This is a genomic window from Citrobacter sp. wls717 (genome assembly GCF_005280955.1).
Lineage (GTDB): Bacteria > Pseudomonadota > Gammaproteobacteria > Enterobacterales > Enterobacteriaceae > Citrobacter > Citrobacter werkmanii.
In genome coordinates this window covers 188,072-204,370 of the sequence record NZ_SZWW01000055.1, presented here as the reverse complement: position 1 = coordinate 204,370, position 16,299 = coordinate 188,072, and the positions used below count along the sequence as shown (strand labels likewise).

The following is a 16,299-nucleotide window of genomic DNA, read 5'->3' as shown; positions in this document are numbered from 1 at the left end:
TCCCATTTTAATTCGATAAGCACAGGATAAGCATGCTCGATCCCAATCTGCTGCGTAATGAGCCAGACGCAGTCGCAGAAAAACTGGCAAGCCGGGGCTTTAAGCTGGATGTAGATAAGCTGCGCGCTCTTGAAGAGCGTCGTAAAGTTCTGCAGGTACAAACTGAAAACCTGCAGGCAGAGCGTAACTCTCGATCGAAATCCATTGGCCAGGCAAAAGCGCGCGGGGAAGATATCGAGTCTTTACGTCTGGAAGTGAACAAACTGGGCGAAGAGCTGGATGCCGCGAAAGCTGAACTTGATACCTTACAGGCCGAGATCCGCGACATTGCGCTGACCATTCCTAACCTGCCAGCGGATGAAGTTCCGGTGGGTAAAGATGAAAATGACAACGTCGAAGTCAGCCGCTGGGGTACACCGCGTGAGTTTGATTTCGAAGTCCGCGATCATGTTACCCTGGGTGAAATGCACACGGGTCTTGATTTCGCCGCTGCGGTGAAGCTTACCGGCTCTCGTTTCGTGGTCATGAAAGGGCAGATCGCACGTATGCATCGTGCGCTGTCTCAGTTCATGCTGGATCTGCATACCGAACAGCATGGTTACAGCGAAAACTATGTTCCGTATCTGGTTAACCATGACACGCTGTACGGTACCGGGCAACTGCCGAAATTCGCTGGCGATCTGTTCCATACCCGTCCGTTGGACGAAGAAGCTGACAGCAGCAACTACGCGCTGATCCCAACGGCCGAAGTTCCGCTGACTAACCTGGTGCGTGACGAAATCATTGACGAAGATGTGCTGCCGATCAAAATGACCGCGCATACGCCGTGCTTCCGTTCTGAAGCAGGCTCTTACGGTCGTGATACCCGTGGTCTGATCCGTATGCACCAGTTCGATAAAGTTGAGATGGTGCAGATTGTTCGTCCGGAAGATTCAATGGACGCACTGGAAGAGATGACCGGCCACGCCGAGAAGGTTCTTCAACTGCTGGGTCTGCCGTACCGTAAGATCATTTTGTGCACAGGCGACATGGGCTTCGGCGCATGCAAAACCTACGATCTGGAAGTGTGGATCCCAGCGCAGAATACCTATCGCGAAATCTCATCCTGCTCCAACGTGTGGGATTTCCAGGCGCGTCGCATGCAAGCGCGTTGCCGCAGCAAATCCGACAAAAAGACCCGTCTGGTGCATACCCTGAACGGTTCCGGTCTGGCAGTTGGACGTACGCTGGTGGCGGTAATGGAAAACTATCAGCAGGCAGATGGCCGCATTCAGGTTCCGGAAGTATTACGTCCGTACATGAATGGCCTGGAATTCATCGGCTAACCTATCTTTCTATGCTAAAAAGCGCCTCAGGGCGCTTTTTTTATGCCCGTTTGACGTCGGACAATAACCCTTACCTACATAGGAGTAATACTGCCTTCGAATGAAAGTCAGTATCTACCAGTCTGTATAGTGATACTAGCGATATATAAAAATATATACAACGAGTATTTATTTTTTGTTTATTGTGAGCAGCAGAGTGAGCCCCTATGAAAACTAAGATCCCCGATGCCGTGCTGGCAGCTGAGGTTAGTCGCCGCGGTTTGGTAAAAACGACGGCGATAGGCGGGCTGGCGGTGGCCAGTAGCGCGTTTACCCTGCCATTTACCCGTATTGCAAACGCTGCAGAAGCCATTAATCCCACGCAGCGCAATGAGAAAGTCATCTGGAGCGCGTGTACGGTGAACTGCGGTAGCCGCTGTCCACTGCGGATGCATGTGGTAGACGGTGAAATAAAATATGTCGAAACCGACAACACAGGTGATGATAACTATGACGGCCTGCACCAGGTGCGTGCTTGTCTGCGTGGTCGCTCCATGCGTCGTCGCGTTTATAATCCCGATCGTCTGAAATACCCGATGAAACGTGTCGGTAAGCGCGGCGAAGGTAAATTTGAGCGCATCAGTTGGGATGAGGCGTACGAGATTATTGCCAGCAACATGCAGCGTCTGATTAAAGACTATGGTAACGAATCTATCTACCTGAACTACGGCACCGGCACGCTAGGTGGCACCCTGACACGCTCCTGGCCGCCGGGTAAAACCCTGGTGGCACGTCTGATGAACTGCTGTGGTGGGTACCTGAATCACTACGGGGACTACTCTTCGGCACAAATCGCTGCCGGGTTGAACTACACCTACGGCGGCTGGGCCGACGGTAACAGCCCGTCCGATATAGAAAACAGCAAGCTGGTGGTGCTGTTCGGTAATAACCCTGGTGAAACCCGTATGAGCGGGGGCGGGGTAACCTACTACCTTGAACAGGCGCGCCAGAAATCCAATGCCCGGATGATTATTATCGATCCCCGATATACCGACACCGGCGCGGGGCGTGAAGATGAATGGATCCCGATCCGTCCTGGTACAGATGCGGCGCTGGTTAATGGTCTGGCGTATGTTCTGATCACCGAAAACCTGGTGGACCAGGCGTTCCTCGACAAATACTGCGTGGGTTACGACGAGAAAACCTTACCGGCCGATGCGCCGAAGAATGGCCACTATAAGGCGTATATTCTTGGGGAGGGGACAGACGGTATTGCCAAGACCCCGGAATGGGCGGCGCAGATTACCGGTATTCCCGCTGACCGTATCATCAAACTGGCGCGTGAAATTGGCAGCGCTAAACCGGCATACATCAGCCAGGGTTGGGGGCCGCAGCGTCATGCTAACGGTGAAATAGCGACCCGCGCTATTTCTATGCTGGCCATTCTGACCGGTAATGTTGGTATCAACGGCGGCAACAGCGGTGCGCGTGAGGGTTCATACAGTCTGCCGTTTGAGCGTATGCCTACGCTGGAAAATCCTGTTGAAACCAGCATCTCAATGTTTATGTGGACGGACGCTATTGAGCGTGGCCCGGAGATGACGGCGCTGCGTGACGGCGTTCGCGGCAAAGATAAGCTTGATGTTCCGATTAAAATGATCTGGAACTATGCTGGTAACTGCCTGATTAACCAGCACTCTGATATTAACCGTACGCACGAAATCCTGCAGGATGAGAAAAAGTGCGAGATGATCGTGGTCATCGACTGCCATATGACCTCCTCGGCGAAATATGCGGATATTTTGCTGCCAGACTGTACTGCTTCCGAACAGATGGACTTCGCGCTGGATGCGTCCTGCGGAAACATGTCCTATGTGATTTTCACCGATCAGGCGATCAAACCACGTTTCGAATGCAAGACTATCTACCAGATGACCAGCGAGCTGGCGAAACGCCTTGGCGTCGAGCAGCAGTTTACCGAAGGTCGTACTCAGGAAGAGTGGATGCGTCATCTGTATGAGCAGTCGCGTAAAGCCATTCCTGAACTGCCTGGGTTTGAAGAGTTCCGCAAACAAGGCATCTTTAAGCAGCGAGATCCTGAAGGGCACCACGTGGCGTACAAAGCGTTCCGTGAGGATCCCAAAGCCAATCCGCTCACCACGCCGTCGGGTAAGATCGAAATTTATTCGCAGCAGCTTGCCGAGATCGCGGCAACCTGGGAACTGTCGGAAGGGGATGTGATCGATCCATTGCCGATTTATACCCCTGGCTTTGAAAGTTTAGACGATCCGCTGGTGGAGAAATTCCCGCTGCAACTGACCGGCTTCCACTACAAATCTCGCGTTCACTCGACCTATGGCAACGTAGATGTTCTGAAAGCATCCTGCCGCCAGGAAATGTGGATCAATCCGTTGGATGCGCAGCGACGTGGCATTAACAACGGCGACAAAGTACGCATCTTTAACGATCGTGGCGAGGTGCATATCGAAGCGAAAGTGACCCCGCGTATGATGCCCGGCGTGGTGGCATTAGGCGAAGGGGCCTGGTACGACCCGGACACGAAGCGTGTGGATCAGGGCGGTTGTATTAACGTCCTGACGACTCAGCGTCCTTCTCCTCTCGCGAAGGGAAATCCGTCACATACGAACCTTGTTCAGGTTGAAAAGGTGTAAGGAGTAACCGATGACAACCCAGTATGGATTTTTTATTGATTCCAGCCGTTGCACCGGTTGCAAAACCTGCGAACTGGCCTGCAAAGACTTCAAAAATTTAACCCCGGATGTCAGTTTCCGCCGCATTTACGAGTACGCGGGTGGCGACTGGCAAGAAGACAATGGCGTCTGGCATCAAAACGTCTTTGCCTATTACCTCTCTATTGCCTGTAACCACTGTGAAGACCCGGCCTGCACCAAGGTGTGTCCGAGTGGCGCGATGCACAAACGTGAAGATGGCTTTGTCGTCGTGGATGAAGATGTGTGCATTGGCTGTCGGTATTGCCACATGGCCTGTCCTTACGGTGCGCCCCAGTACAATGCTGAAAAAGGACATATGACCAAATGCGATGGCTGCCATGAACGCGTCGCTGAAGGTAAGAAACCTATCTGCGTTGAGTCCTGCCCACTGCGTGCGCTGGATTTCGGTCCGATTGACGAACTGCGCAAAAAACACGGTACTCTGGCCGCGGTTGCGCCACTACCGGGCGCGCACTTCACCAAACCGAGCATTGTTATCAAACCTAACGCCAATAGCCGCCCGACCGGGGATACCACGGGTTATCTGGCCAATCCGAAGGAGGTGTAAGATGGGAAGTGGATGGCATGAATGGCCGCTGATGATCTTCACGGTCTTCGGACAGTGTGTGGTTGGTGGCTTTATCGTTCTGGCGTTGGCGTTAATGAAAGGGGACTTACGTCCTGAATCACAGCAGCGGGTAATCGCCTGCATGTTCGGGCTGTGGGTACTGATGGGTATTGGCTTTATTGCTTCTATGCTCCATCTGGGCTCGCCGATGCGTGCCTTTAACTCGCTCAATCGCGTAGGCGCTTCTGCGCTGAGCAATGAAATCGCCAGTGGTTCAGTGTTCTTTGCCATTGGCGGCGTCGGCTGGCTGCTGGCGATGTTGAAAAAAATGCCGCCCGCACTACGCAATCTGTGGTTAGTTGTCACCATGGTGCTGGGCGTCGTTTTTGTCTGGATGATGGTACGTGTGTATAACACCATTGATACCGTGCCGACCTGGTACAGCGTCTGGACGCCGCTGGGTTTCTTCCTGACGCTGTTTATGGGCGGTCCGCTGCTGGGATATCTGCTATTGAGAATTGCCGGTATTGACGGTTGGGCGATGCGTCTGCTGCCTGCCATTTCGGTTCTTGCTCTGGTCATAAGCGCCATTATGTCTGTAATGCAGGGGGCCGAACTGGCGACGATCCACAGTTCGATTCAACAGGCGTCTGCGCTGGTTCCGGATTATGGCTCACTGATGGCCTGGCGGATCGTGGCACTGGCGTTAGCGTTGTGCTGCTGGATTGTACCGCAAGTCAAAGGTTACCAACCCGCAATACCACTGCTTTCCGTCGCGTTTATTCTGTTGATAGTCGGCGAGCTGATTGGTCGTGGCGTGTTCTATGGCCTGCATATGACTGTCGGTATGGCGGTTGCAAGCTAATTCATAATATGCCGGATGGCGGCTCGTGCCTTCTCCGGCCTACAGATCCGTAGGCCTTAACGCGCGCGCCATCAGGCATTATGTTACGCCAGGTTTTTCCCCGGTTTTTTATTTCTGTTTCGTTAACGTATCGTAGCTGGTCATCAGATTGCGATAATCCGGAATGTGATTAGAGAACAACGTCGCCAGCCCTTCGATATCGTTACGCCAGTCACGGTGTAGTTCACACGCGACGCCGAACCATGTCATCAATTGCGCGCCAGCCTGCGACATCCGATCCCATGCTGAATGGCGGGTGATTTCGTTAAATGTACCTGAAGCATCAGTGACGACAAAAACGTCAAACCCTTCTTCTATCGCGGAGAGCGCAGGGAAGGCGACACAAACTTCCGTCACGACCCCAGCAATGATCAACTGCTTTTTACCAGTCGCTTTCACCGCCTTCACAAAATCTTCGTTATCCCACGCGTTGATGTTTCCCGGGCGAGCAATATAAGGCGCATCGGGGAATTGAGCTTTCAGTTCCGGTACCAGCGGTCCGTTCGGTCCTGTTTCAAAACTGGTGGTCAGAATAGTCGGGAGCTTGAAGTATTTTGCCAGATCACCCAGGGCAAGCACGTTATTCTTGAATTTATCGGGATCGATATCCCGAACCAGAGAGAGCAAGCCAGCCTGATGATCGACCAGCAATACTGCCGCATTATCTTTATCAAGTCTTACGTAAGGTTTCGTCATGATATTTCTCCTGTTCGGCATCGGTGCGGGAAATTTGATGAGTTTAAGTCTGGAGAAAGAACGGTATCCGGACTGGAAGTATAAATAAGAACTGACTGTTCTATTTCGAAGACAATACCGCTCTGCATCTCGCATAGAGTTTAGTAAGAAATAAAAGTAAGGGGAGTCCATGAAATTTTTCGACTGAACGTAACGTGAGATTTTTGTTTTAGATCAATAAAAACAAGCAGATGTGTTTTTGTATTTTTTATCTATTCACATTAAGAATCAGTAATGCAAATCGATCGTCAGAAAAGCGCCTCAGCCCTTTGATTACGCCGATTGACAATGTTTTTGGCAGTGGCATGATGCGCATGAAATTTGAACTTCCTCACGGTTTTTATTCATGTCCATCTATACCCGTCCCGTCATGCTTCTGCTGTGCGGGCTGCTTCTGTTGACCCTGGCGATCGCCGTGTTAAACACGCTCGTCCCGCTTTGGCTCGCCCATGAAAATCTGCCAACCTGGCAGGTCGGTATGGTGAGCTCGTCCTACTTTACCGGTAATTTGGTAGGGACGTTGCTGACCGGGTATTTAATTAAACGCCTTGGATTTAACCGCAGCTATTACATCGCCTCGTTTATTTTTGCCGCGGGCTGTGTTGGGCTGGGGGTTATGGTTGGATTCTGGAGCTGGATGAGCTGGCGCTTTATTGCCGGCGTTGGCTGCGCCATGATTTGGGTGGTAGTGGAAAGTGCGCTGATGTGCAGCGGGACTTCGCGCAATCGCGGACGTTTGCTTGCCGCCTATATGATGATCTATTACGTGGGGACGTTCTTAGGACAATTGCTGGTCAGTAAGGTATCAACAGAATTGATGAACGTGCTGCCGTGGGTGACGGGAACCATCCTGGCTGGCGTTCTACCGCTGCTCTTTGCGCGCATTGCCAATCAGCAGGGTGATGAACAGCACTCAACCCCTATTGTATCGATGCTGAAGCTGCGACAGGCGCGTCTGGGCGTTAATGGCTGTATTATTTCCGGGATTGTGCTGGGCTCTTTGTACGGCCTGATGCCGCTGTATCTGAACCATCAGGGAGTAAGCAATGCCAGCATTGGTTTCTGGATGGCGGTTCTGGTTAGCGCCGGTATTCTGGGGCAATGGCCGATTGGCCGCCTGGCGGACAAGCTGGGACGCCTGCTGGTCTTACGCGTCCAGGTGTTTGTGGTGATCGTCGGAAGTATTGCTATGCTGAATCAGGCGGCGATGGCCCCCGCATTATTTATGTTGGGTGCGGCAGGTTTTACTCTCTATCCGGTCGCGATGGCCTGGGCCTGTGAAAAGGTGGAACATCATCAACTGGTCGCCATGAATCAGGCTTTGCTATTAAGCTATACCGTTGGCAGTCTGCTTGGCCCTTCGTTTACCGCAATGCTGATGCAGAATTACTCAGATAGCTTGCTGTTTATCATGATTGCCAGCGTATCGTTTATTTATCTACTGATGCTGCTGCGCAAGACGGGCCATACGCCCAATTCTATCGCGCATATTTGACCTGTTTTAACAGAATGCAAACAGGTGTACTTGTTGGGCTGGGATTGATTTTCCCGCTGCTGGCGAGAAGAGGGCGTTAAGAAGGCATGAGGTGGGTAACTGGTTTGTTACCCACCTTAAGACTTAATACATCACTTTATGACCATACTGCTCAAGGATGCCTTTCACTCGCTCCATGGTCTCTTTCTTCGGCGGCTTCACACCATCGAGTTTGTACTCTTCGCCCATCGCTACCCATTTGTGTTTGCCCAGTTCGTGGTAAGGTAGCAGCTCGATTTTTTCAACGTTGCCCATATCGCGGGTAAATTCGCCCAGACGGTGCGCGGAGTCGTCATCGTCAGACCAGCCTGGTACGACGACGTAGCGGATCCACACTTTAATGTCTTTGTTCGACAGGTAACGAGCAAATTCCAGCGTGCGATGGTTAGACACGCCGACCAGATTCTGGTGGATTTCGTCGTTCATCTGTTTGAGATCGAGCATCACCAGGTCGGTGACTTCCAGCAGTTCATCAATTACCGGATCGTAGCGGCGAACAAAACCGTTGGTGTCCAGGCAGGTGTGAATGCCTTCTTTTTTACAGGCGCGGAACCAGTCACGTACGAACTCAGCCTGCAGGATGGCTTCACCGCCGGATGCCGTCACGCCGCCACCGGAGGCGTTCATAAAGTGGCGATAAGTCACCACCTCTTTCATTAATTCGTCGACAGTGACTTCTTTACCGCCGTGCGTATCCCATGTGTCACGGTTATGGCAATACAGGCAGCGCATCAGGCAGCCCTGGAAGAAGGTAATAAAACGGATGCCCGGGCCGTCTACAGTGCCACAGGATTCAAAGGAGTGAATGCGACCAATAACTGACATTGCGGTGTTTCTCCAGATGTGGCCCATCCGGGGCCTGTGTTAGTGCACAGTTATTAACTGTGTCGAGTCTGTTTTGGCTGCTATCCATAAGTATAGATAGCTGACAAAGCAGGCTATTAAAAAGGCCCCACTTACGTGGAGCCTTTATTGTACGCTTTTTAAAGTACGATTTCAGTCAAAACCAATTACATGGTCTGAGTGAAGGTACGAGTAATAACGTCCTGCTGCTGTTCTTTAGTCAGGGAGTTAAAACGTACAGCGTAGCCAGAAACGCGGATGGTCAACTGCGGATATTTTTCCGGATGTTCCATCGCATCCAGCAGCATTTCACGGTTCATGACGTTCACGTTCAGGTGCTGACCACCTTCGATGGACGCTTCGTGGTGGAAGTAACCATCCATCAGACCAGCCAGGTTAGTCTTACGAACTTCGTCGTCTTTACCCAGTGCGTTCGGAACGATAGAGAAGGTATAAGAGATACCATCTTTAGCGTAAGCAAACGGCAGTTTAGCAACGGAGGTCAGAGAGGCAACAGCACCTTTCTGGTCACGACCGTGCATTGGGTTAGCACCCGGTCCGAACGGCGCGCCAGCACGACGACCGTCTGGGGTGTTACCCGTTTTCTTACCATAAACCACGTTAGAGGTGATGGTCAGAACAGACTGAGTCGGGATAGCGTTACGGTAAGTAGTCAGTTTCTGAATTTTCTTCATGAAACGTTCTACCAGGTCAACCGCCATGTCATCTACACGAGAGTCGTTGTTACCAAACTGCGGGTATTCGCCTTCGATTTCGAAGTCGATAGCCAGACCGTCTTCGTCACGAATCGGTTTAACTTTCGCATATTTGATTGCAGACAGGGAGTCAGCAGCAACGGACAGACCAGCGATACCACACGCCATAGTGCGGATAACGTCACGGTCGTGCAGCGCCATCAGAGAGGCTTCGTAGCTGTACTTGTCGTGCATGTAGTGGATAACGTTCAGCGCGGTGACGTACTGCTTCGCCAGCCAGTCCATGAAGTGATCCATGCGGTCCATCACTTCGTCGAAGTTCAGAACGTCGCCTTTGATTGGTTCAGATTTAGGACCAACCTGCATTTTCAGTTTTTCATCAACGCCGCCGTTGATTGCGTACAGCATGGTTTTCGCCAAGTTTGCACGCGCACCGAAGAACTGCATTTGTTTACCAACAACCATCGGGCTTACGCAGCAAGCGATAGCGTAGTCGTCGTTGTTGAAGTCCGGACGCATCAGGTCATCGTTCTCGTACTGCAGAGAAGAGGTGTCGATGGACACTTTAGCGGCGAATTTCTTGAAGTTCAGAGGCAGTTTTTCAGACCACAGAACGGTGATGTTCGGCTCCGGAGAAGGACCCATGGTGTACAGGGTGTTCAGGAAGCGGAAGCTGTTTTTGGTAACCAGAGTACGGCCATCAACGCCCATACCACCGATAGATTCAGTTGCCCAAATCGGGTCACCGGAGAACAGTTCATCATATTCCGGAGTACGCAGGAAGCGAACCATACGCAGTTTCATGACCAGGTGGTCAATCATTTCCTGAGCGTCTTGTTCAGTGATTTTGCCTGCTTTGATATCACGTTCGATGTATGCATCCAGGAAGGTGGATACGCGACCGAAGGACATTGCTGCGCCGTTCTGAGATTTAACCGCGGCCAGGTAGCCGAAGTAAGTCCACTGGATAGCTTCCTGAGCGTTGGTAGCCGGACCAGAGATATCGCAGCCATATTTCGCTGCCATTTCTTTGATCTGACCCAGCGCGCGGTGCTGTTCAGCGATTTCTTCACGCAGACGGATAGTCGCTTCCAGGTTTACGCCGTTTTCCAGATCAGACTGCAGGGAAACAAACTGTGCGTATTTGTCTTTCATCAGGAAGTCGATACCGTACAGCGCAACGCGACGGTAGTCACCGATGATACGGCCACGGCCATACGCATCTGGCAGACCAGTCAGAACACCGGATTTACGGCAGTTCAGAATGTCTTTGGTATAAACATCGAATACGCCCTGGTTGTGGGTTTTACGGTATTCGGTGAAGATTTTTTTCAGCATCGGGTCCAGTTCGCGATTGTACGCTTTGCAGGAACCTTCAACCATTTTGATGCCGCCGAACGGAATGATCGCACGTTTCAGCGGAGCTTCAGTCTGCAGACCAACAATTTTCTCCAGCGCTTTGTTGATGTAACCAGCGTCGTGAGAAGTGATGGTAGAAGCAACGGAGGTGTCAAAGTCAACAGGCGCGTGAGTGCGGTTTTCCTGTTTAACGCCTTCCATTACGCTGTCCCACAGCTTGGTGGTCGCGTCAGTAGCGCCAGCCAGGAAGGACTCGTCACCCTCATACGGAGTGTAGTTTTTCTGAATGAAGTCACGTACGTTTACTTCATTCTGCCAGTCACCTTTGGTAAAACCTTCCCAGGCTGTGGCTAACTTTTCATTAAGCTCGGACATGTAACACCTACCTTCTTAAGTGGATTTTTTATTTACTGCGTGTAATGGGCATCAACAGATTAATGATGATCGTTACCACGCAGGTAAATGACCCAGTATGTCAACCCGACCAACAAACCGCCGCCGATAATATTACCGATCGTAACCGGAATCAGGTTATCGGTGATGAAATTCATCACGGTCAGGTGAGAAAAATTCTCCGGAGAAGAACCGACAGCGGTCCAGAATTCCGGGGTGGCGAAATCGCGTATTACAATACCCATAGGGATCATAAACATGTTTGCGATACTGTGCTCAAAACCGCTGGCAACAAACATTGCGACCGGTAATACCATGATAAACGCTTTGTCCATCAGGCTGCGACCTGAGTAGCTCATCCATACGGCCAGACACACCATCAGGTTAGCCAGGATACCGAGGCTCACCGCTTCAACAAAAGTATGGTGTACTTTGTGGTCGGCTGTTTGCAGGACGTTGAGTCCCCACGCGCCGTTGGCGGTCATATACTCGCCGGAAAGCCACATAAGTAACACGAAGATCAGGGCGCCAATCAGGTTGCCGACATAAACGTTAAGCCAGTTTTTAGCCAACTGCCCCCAGGTAATACGACCACTGGCTTTAGCAACAACAATCAGTACGGTTGAGGTGAAGAGGTCTGCACCGCAGATAACACAAAGGATCAGCCCCAGGGAAAAGCAGATACCACCTATTAATTTTGCCATGCCAAAAGGCATGGTGCCGGTACCGGTTGTGGCGGTGATATAGAAAACAAAGGCAATTGAAATGAATACACCGGCAGTAATTGCCAGATAGAACGTCTTAAGCGGATGTTTCGTTGCTTTATAGACGCCTGCTTCTTCGGCAACTTTGGCCATTGCAGCAGGAAGTAAAAGATCAAAAGGGTTGTCAGCTTTCACACTAACTCTCTCTTTATTAAGTCGGCGACGAGATACTAACAAAGCATTATAGATGAGAATTTGATATAGATCATATCTCGCCTGGCTTATAGGCCCGCAAGACGCATGGTTTTTATGCGAATGCGGAGTAACTTATTGATTATCCATATAAAAATAAATTTTAAAAATTATAAAGTGAGTTGAATTTTTTCTTTCAGCCTCCTGCTGGACAGTTAATTAATATGGAGTAATTGAGTTAAAAAGCCACATTAATAAGCTAATTTTTTTAATATCAACTACTAATATTTAACCTTGCTTTTACATTTATTTTTTGATTTGACCAAAATAAAAAACAGGGCGCTTAAAGCGCCCCGTAATATAGCCCAGACAATACATTTAGCCTACTTAACGCAGGCTGTTTGGCACTATTTTGACCAGTGCGCTGCTTTCGCGCGCTGCAGTTTTTCATAGGCTTTCAGCAGAGACTGATGCGCCGGGAACGCGTGCAGATCGCTGTCTACTGGCTGAAGACCATAAAATGCGGCTTCACCACTCAATGCCGCACTTGCCGCTTCAACCGCATCGGCGCCGTACATGCGGACAAACGCATTCAGATATTGCAGCGGCTGACGCTCCTCTTCCTGCGACAATAGCAGCAGCGTTTGCAGGCAACGGTAGTAGTTTGCACGTTCAGCGCTAAACACGGAGGCGTTGAATTCCATCGTCCATTCTGTCCATACCAGCGCTTGCTCCAGGTCACCACCGGCCAGCGCCAGCATTACCTTGAGCTCGCCAATGCGCAGGGTATACCAACCGTTATCTGCGCCGGTCGCCAGACCAAGCAGTTCACGTACGCGGGTGAAGTCGTCAAAACCTTCTTCATCCAATTGTTCGATCAGATTGAGATAGTCTTCTTTATCCCACTCACTGCCTGGCAGAGAGAGGATCGTTTCGCGCAGATGCGTACCCATTGCGTTGTTGGCTAACCACAGATCTTCAGCCGGGTAGATGTCAGACATCCCCGGAACGATAATGCGGCAGGCGTATACCCCCAGATGTTCGTAGTCGGCGATATACACTTCTTTATCTTCTGCGTTGAAGATGGCCATCAGGGTAGAGAACTCTTCTTCCGTAGTGCCGGAGAAATTCCAGTCAACGAACGGATAATCAGCATCCTGCTTGAACAGATCCCAGGAGATCAGACCGCTGGAATCAATGAAGTGGGTTTCAAGGTTAGTGTGTTCAGCCACTTCTTCATCGTCGAAGGTTGGCGGGGTGAAGACATCAAGATCTTTCAGACCACGACCCTGCAGCAGTTCGGTAACGGTACGCTCCAGCGCAACGCCGAAATCCGGGTGCGCGCCGAAGGACGCAAAGCAGGTACCGTTGGCCGGGTTGAAGAGGACAACGCAAATCACCGGGTATTTGCCGCCCAGCGAGCCATCGTAGGCGAAAATCGGGAAACCTTCCGCTTCCAGTGTGGCGATGGACTCCACTACCGCCGGGTAACGCGCCATCACCTCGGCCGGGATTTCCGGCAGGCTGATGCTTTCCGCGATAATGCGGTTCTTCACATAACGTTCAAAGACTTCAGACAGGCCCTGAACGCGCGCTTCGTTAGGCGTGTTACCCGCAGACATACCGTTAGAAACGTACAGATTGCCGATAATATTCATCGGAATATAGACAGTCTGGTTATCAGACTGACGGGTAAACGGCAGGCCGCAGACGCCACGATCTTCATTTCCGGATTGCAGGTCGATAAGCATGCTTCCGGTCAATTCGTTTTCTGGATCGTAAAACGCGCGCAGACGCGCATCCAGCAGACCTTCCGGCACGTCATCATCTTCCGTCAGCGGGAACCATTTTTCGTTTGGATAATGCACGAACGGGCCGTTGGCGATGGTTTCGCCCAGCCAGAAATCCGCAAAGAAGTAGTTCGTAGACAGACGCTCAAAATATTCGCCCAGCGCGGAGGCCAGCGCCGCTTTTTTCGTCGCACCTTTACCGTTGGTAAAGCACAGCGCGCATTCTTTGTCGCGAATATGCACAGACCAAACGTTAGGCACAGGGTTCAACCAGGAGGCTTCTTCAATCTGAAAACCAAGGTCGAGTAATTTTTGCTGGAAGCGAGCGATGGAGTCTTCCAGAGCGGCATCTTTGCCGGGAATAAATGTTTGCGTCATGAAAATCACTTTTGTCGTACGGAAAGCGCGCAATGATACGGGTTTTCAATGAACGGCGCTATCGCCGCCGGAGCCCAGGCGTAAATAAAACTATTGGCTATGCTTTCACACAGTCAACAATGTTAAGAGCACAAAATGAAAGCATTCGATTTACAGCGTATGGCACTGGATAAGGTGCCAATGGAGTTTCTTGGCGAGGTTGCGCTGCGCAGTCTCTATACCTTTATATTGGTTTTTCTGTTTTTAAAGCTTACAGGGCGGCGTGGCGTACGGCAGATGTCGCTTTTTGAAGTGCTGATTATTCTTACGCTGGGCTCAGCGGCGGGCGATGTGGCGTTTTATGACGATGTGCCGATGATTCCGGTGCTGGTGGTTTTTATTACCCTGGCGCTGCTTTATCGTCTTGTCATGTGGCTGATGTCACACAGCGAAAAGCTGGAAGATCTACTGGAAGGTAAGCCAGTGGTCATCATTGAAGACGGTGAATTGTCATGGTCAAAGCTTAATCGCGCCAATATGACGGAATTCGAATTCTTTATGGAGCTGCGTTTGAACGGCGTAGAGCAACTGGGGCAGGTGAAACTCGCTATTCTGGAGACGAATGGGCAGATCAGCGTTTACTTCTTTGCCGATGAAGACGTAAAACCGGGACTCAGCATTCTGCCTAAACACTGTACACAGCGATTTAAGGTGGTGCCTGAAACAGGCGACTATGCATGTGTACGGTGTAGTGAAGTGGTGCAAATGAGCGCGGGGGATCATCAATTATGTCCGCGCTGCGCAAATCCAGAATGGTCGAAGGCCAGTCGGGCAAAACGGGTCACCTGACAGCGAAAATCTCGGTTTTTACCCGTCAATCCGATAGATTCTGTTGTGTGACCTATGACTCATTTTTACCCCGCTCAGTTTTACCCATTGCGGCGCGTGTCACTGAATGATAAAACCGATATCCACAGGAATAACTTATACCCAATGTCTGTCACAGGATTATCGTCAATGACAGGATGTTGATTGGATAACAACACAACGTGGTGAGGGGAAATGGCTCAGGTCTTCAATTTTAGTTCAGGTCCGGCAATGCTACCGGCGGAAGTACTTAAACTGGCTCAACAGGATCTTCGCGACTGGAACGGTCTTGGCACGTCGGTCATGGAAATTAGCCACCGGGGCAAAGAGTTTATCCAGGTGGCAGAGGAAGCAGAGCAGGATTTTCGCGATCTCCTCAGCATCCCCTCTAACTATAAAGTGTTGTTCTGTCATGGCGGTGGCCGTGGGCAATTCGCCGGTATCCCGTTAAATATTCTCGGTGATAAAACGACAGCGGATTACGTCGATGCCGGTTACTGGGCTGCCAGTGCGATTAAAGAAGCGAAAAAGTACTGCACGCCAAACGTTATCGATGCCAAAGTCACCGTTGACGGTCTGCGCGCTGTTAAGCCAATGAGCGAATGGCAGCTTTCTGACAACGCCGCGTACCTGCACTATTGCCCGAATGAAACCATCGATGGCATTGCGATTGATGAAACGCCGAACTTTGCCAGCAATGTGGTGGTTACGGCGGATCTCTCTTCTACCATCCTCTCCGCGCCGCTTGATGTTAGCCGCTATGGCGTAATCTATGCCGGGGCGCAGAAAAACATTGGTCCTGCGGGACTGACGATTGTCATTGTACGCGAAGATCTGCTGGGTAAAGCGCATGTTTCATGCCCGTCAATCCTTGACTATACCGTGCTAAATGACAACGACTCCATGTTCAACACGCCGCCAACCTTTGCCTGGTATCTGTCTGGCCTGGTCTTTAAGTGGCTCAAAGAGCAGGGCGGTGTTAATGCGATGAATAAAATTAACCAGCAAAAAGCAGAGCTGTTGTATGGCGTGATCGACAACAGCGACTTCTATCGTAACGATGTCGCGAAGTCGAACCGTTCACGTATGAACGTCCCGTTCCAACTGGCTGACAGCGCCCTGGATAAACTCTTCCTGGAGGAGTCTTTCGCTGCGGGTCTGCATGCGCTGAAAGGGCACCGTGTGGTCGGCGGTATGCGTGCGTCTATCTATAATGCGATGCCGCTCGAAGGCGTAAAAGCACTGACCGATTTCATGGTCGATTTCGAACGCCGCCGCGGTTAATCTGCTGTACTTTCATC

At 51.0% G+C, this 16,299-nt stretch carries 12 protein-coding genes; 7 read left to right on the top strand and 5 right to left on the bottom strand.

Translation table 11 applies throughout. The features are described 5' to 3' along the window. Window positions 1-32: 32 nt before the first annotated feature. The 4 genes from serS (at window position 33) to FDX09_RS23370 (ending at window position 5,469) form a co-directional block, all read left to right on the top strand. The gene (serS, locus tag FDX09_RS23385; protein WP_003035737.1) at window positions 33-1,325 is read left to right on the top strand and encodes a serine--tRNA ligase; all 1,293 of its coding nucleotides are present in this window, start codon (window positions 33-35) and stop codon (window positions 1,323-1,325) included. A gap of 206 nt (window positions 1,326-1,531) precedes the next feature. Further along, window positions 1,532-3,976 (top strand): dimethylsulfoxide reductase subunit A, encoded by a 2,445-nt coding sequence (gene dmsA, locus FDX09_RS23380; RefSeq protein WP_137347940.1) that lies wholly within the window; start codon window positions 1,532-1,534, stop codon window positions 3,974-3,976. Between the two features lie 10 nt (window positions 3,977-3,986). Beyond that, a complete protein-coding gene (locus tag FDX09_RS23375) occupies window positions 3,987-4,604 on the top strand; it encodes a DMSO/selenate family reductase complex B subunit (RefSeq protein WP_038639290.1) in 618 nt (205 codons plus the stop codon). Window position 4,605: 1 nt separating this feature from the next. After that, window positions 4,606-5,469: a dimethyl sulfoxide reductase anchor subunit family protein gene (locus FDX09_RS23370; RefSeq protein ID WP_087857564.1), complete on the top strand. Its 864-nt coding sequence runs from the start codon at window positions 4,606-4,608 to the stop codon at window positions 5,467-5,469. A 108-nt stretch (window positions 5,470-5,577) separates the two neighbouring features. Here the strand turns inward: FDX09_RS23370 and ycaC are convergent, their stop codons facing one another. Next, window positions 5,578-6,204: an isochorismate family cysteine hydrolase YcaC gene (gene ycaC, locus FDX09_RS23365; RefSeq protein WP_016152433.1), complete on the bottom strand. Its 627-nt coding sequence runs from the start codon at window positions 6,202-6,204 to the stop codon at window positions 5,578-5,580. Between the two features lie 385 nt (window positions 6,205-6,589). On the opposite strand from ycaC, the gene FDX09_RS23360 reads away from it, so the two are divergent. Beyond that, window positions 6,590-7,738 (top strand): MFS transporter, encoded by a 1,149-nt coding sequence (locus FDX09_RS23360; protein WP_085049194.1) that lies wholly within the window; start codon window positions 6,590-6,592, stop codon window positions 7,736-7,738. Window positions 7,739-7,861: 123 nt separating this feature from the next. Here FDX09_RS23360 and pflA read toward each other — a convergent pair whose 3' ends face one another. The 4 genes from pflA to ycaO form a co-directional block, all read right to left on the bottom strand. Next, window positions 7,862-8,602 carry a pyruvate formate lyase 1-activating protein gene (pflA, locus tag FDX09_RS23355; RefSeq protein ID WP_003035751.1) on the bottom strand — a complete coding sequence of 247 codons (741 nt, stop codon included), beginning with the start codon at window positions 8,600-8,602 and terminating at the stop codon, window positions 7,862-7,864. A 185-nt stretch (window positions 8,603-8,787) separates the two neighbouring features. Next, on the bottom strand, window positions 8,788-11,070 hold the full coding sequence (gene pflB, locus FDX09_RS23350) for a formate C-acetyltransferase (protein ID WP_006685273.1): 2,283 nt from the start codon (window positions 11,068-11,070) through the stop codon (window positions 8,788-8,790). A 59-nt stretch (window positions 11,071-11,129) separates the two neighbouring features. Continuing rightward, window positions 11,130-11,987 (bottom strand): formate transporter FocA, encoded by an 858-nt coding sequence (focA, locus tag FDX09_RS23345; RefSeq protein WP_032939923.1) that lies wholly within the window; start codon window positions 11,985-11,987, stop codon window positions 11,130-11,132. 404 nt (window positions 11,988-12,391) lie between these two features. Continuing rightward, on the bottom strand, window positions 12,392-14,152 hold the full coding sequence (ycaO, locus tag FDX09_RS23340) for a 30S ribosomal protein S12 methylthiotransferase accessory factor YcaO (protein WP_137347939.1): 1,761 nt from the start codon (window positions 14,150-14,152) through the stop codon (window positions 12,392-12,394). Window positions 14,153-14,287: 135 nt separating this feature from the next. Between ycaO and FDX09_RS23335 the strand changes: the two genes are divergently transcribed. Together FDX09_RS23335 and serC are read left to right on the top strand one after the other, a co-directional pair. Continuing rightward, window positions 14,288-14,980 carry a DUF421 domain-containing protein gene (locus FDX09_RS23335; RefSeq protein ID WP_038639302.1) on the top strand — a complete coding sequence of 231 codons (693 nt, stop codon included), beginning with the start codon at window positions 14,288-14,290 and terminating at the stop codon, window positions 14,978-14,980. Window positions 14,981-15,193: 213 nt separating this feature from the next. Further along, window positions 15,194-16,282, top strand: coding sequence for a 3-phosphoserine/phosphohydroxythreonine transaminase (gene serC, locus FDX09_RS23330; RefSeq protein ID WP_061381866.1), 1,089 nt, complete (start codon window positions 15,194-15,196; stop codon window positions 16,280-16,282). Window positions 16,283-16,299: the final 17 nt, after the last annotated feature.

Excerpts from the sequence above, each read along its gene's own strand:
- ycaO (WP_137347939.1), bottom strand. The coding sequence starts at position 14,152 with ATGACGCAAACATTTATTCCCGGCAAAGATGCCGCTCTGGAAGACTCC.
- FDX09_RS23370 (WP_087857564.1), top strand. The coding sequence starts at position 4,606 with ATGGGAAGTGGATGGCATGAATGGCCGCTGATGATCTTCACGGTCTTC.
- ycaC (WP_016152433.1), bottom strand. The coding sequence starts at position 6,204 with ATGACGAAACCTTACGTAAGACTTGATAAAGATAATGCGGCAGTATTG.
- FDX09_RS23335 (WP_038639302.1), top strand. The coding sequence starts at position 14,288 with ATGAAAGCATTCGATTTACAGCGTATGGCACTGGATAAGGTGCCAATG.
- FDX09_RS23375 (WP_038639290.1), top strand. The coding sequence starts at position 3,987 with ATGACAACCCAGTATGGATTTTTTATTGATTCCAGCCGTTGCACCGGT.
- pflB (WP_006685273.1), bottom strand. The coding sequence starts at position 11,070 with ATGTCCGAGCTTAATGAAAAGTTAGCCACAGCCTGGGAAGGTTTTACC.
- dmsA (WP_137347940.1), top strand. The coding sequence starts at position 1,532 with ATGAAAACTAAGATCCCCGATGCCGTGCTGGCAGCTGAGGTTAGTCGC.
- FDX09_RS23360 (WP_085049194.1), top strand. The coding sequence starts at position 6,590 with ATGTCCATCTATACCCGTCCCGTCATGCTTCTGCTGTGCGGGCTGCTT.
- serC (WP_061381866.1), top strand. The coding sequence starts at position 15,194 with ATGGCTCAGGTCTTCAATTTTAGTTCAGGTCCGGCAATGCTACCGGCG.
- pflA (WP_003035751.1), bottom strand. The coding sequence starts at position 8,602 with ATGTCAGTTATTGGTCGCATTCACTCCTTTGAATCCTGTGGCACTGTA.
- serS (WP_003035737.1), top strand. The coding sequence starts at position 33 with ATGCTCGATCCCAATCTGCTGCGTAATGAGCCAGACGCAGTCGCAGAA.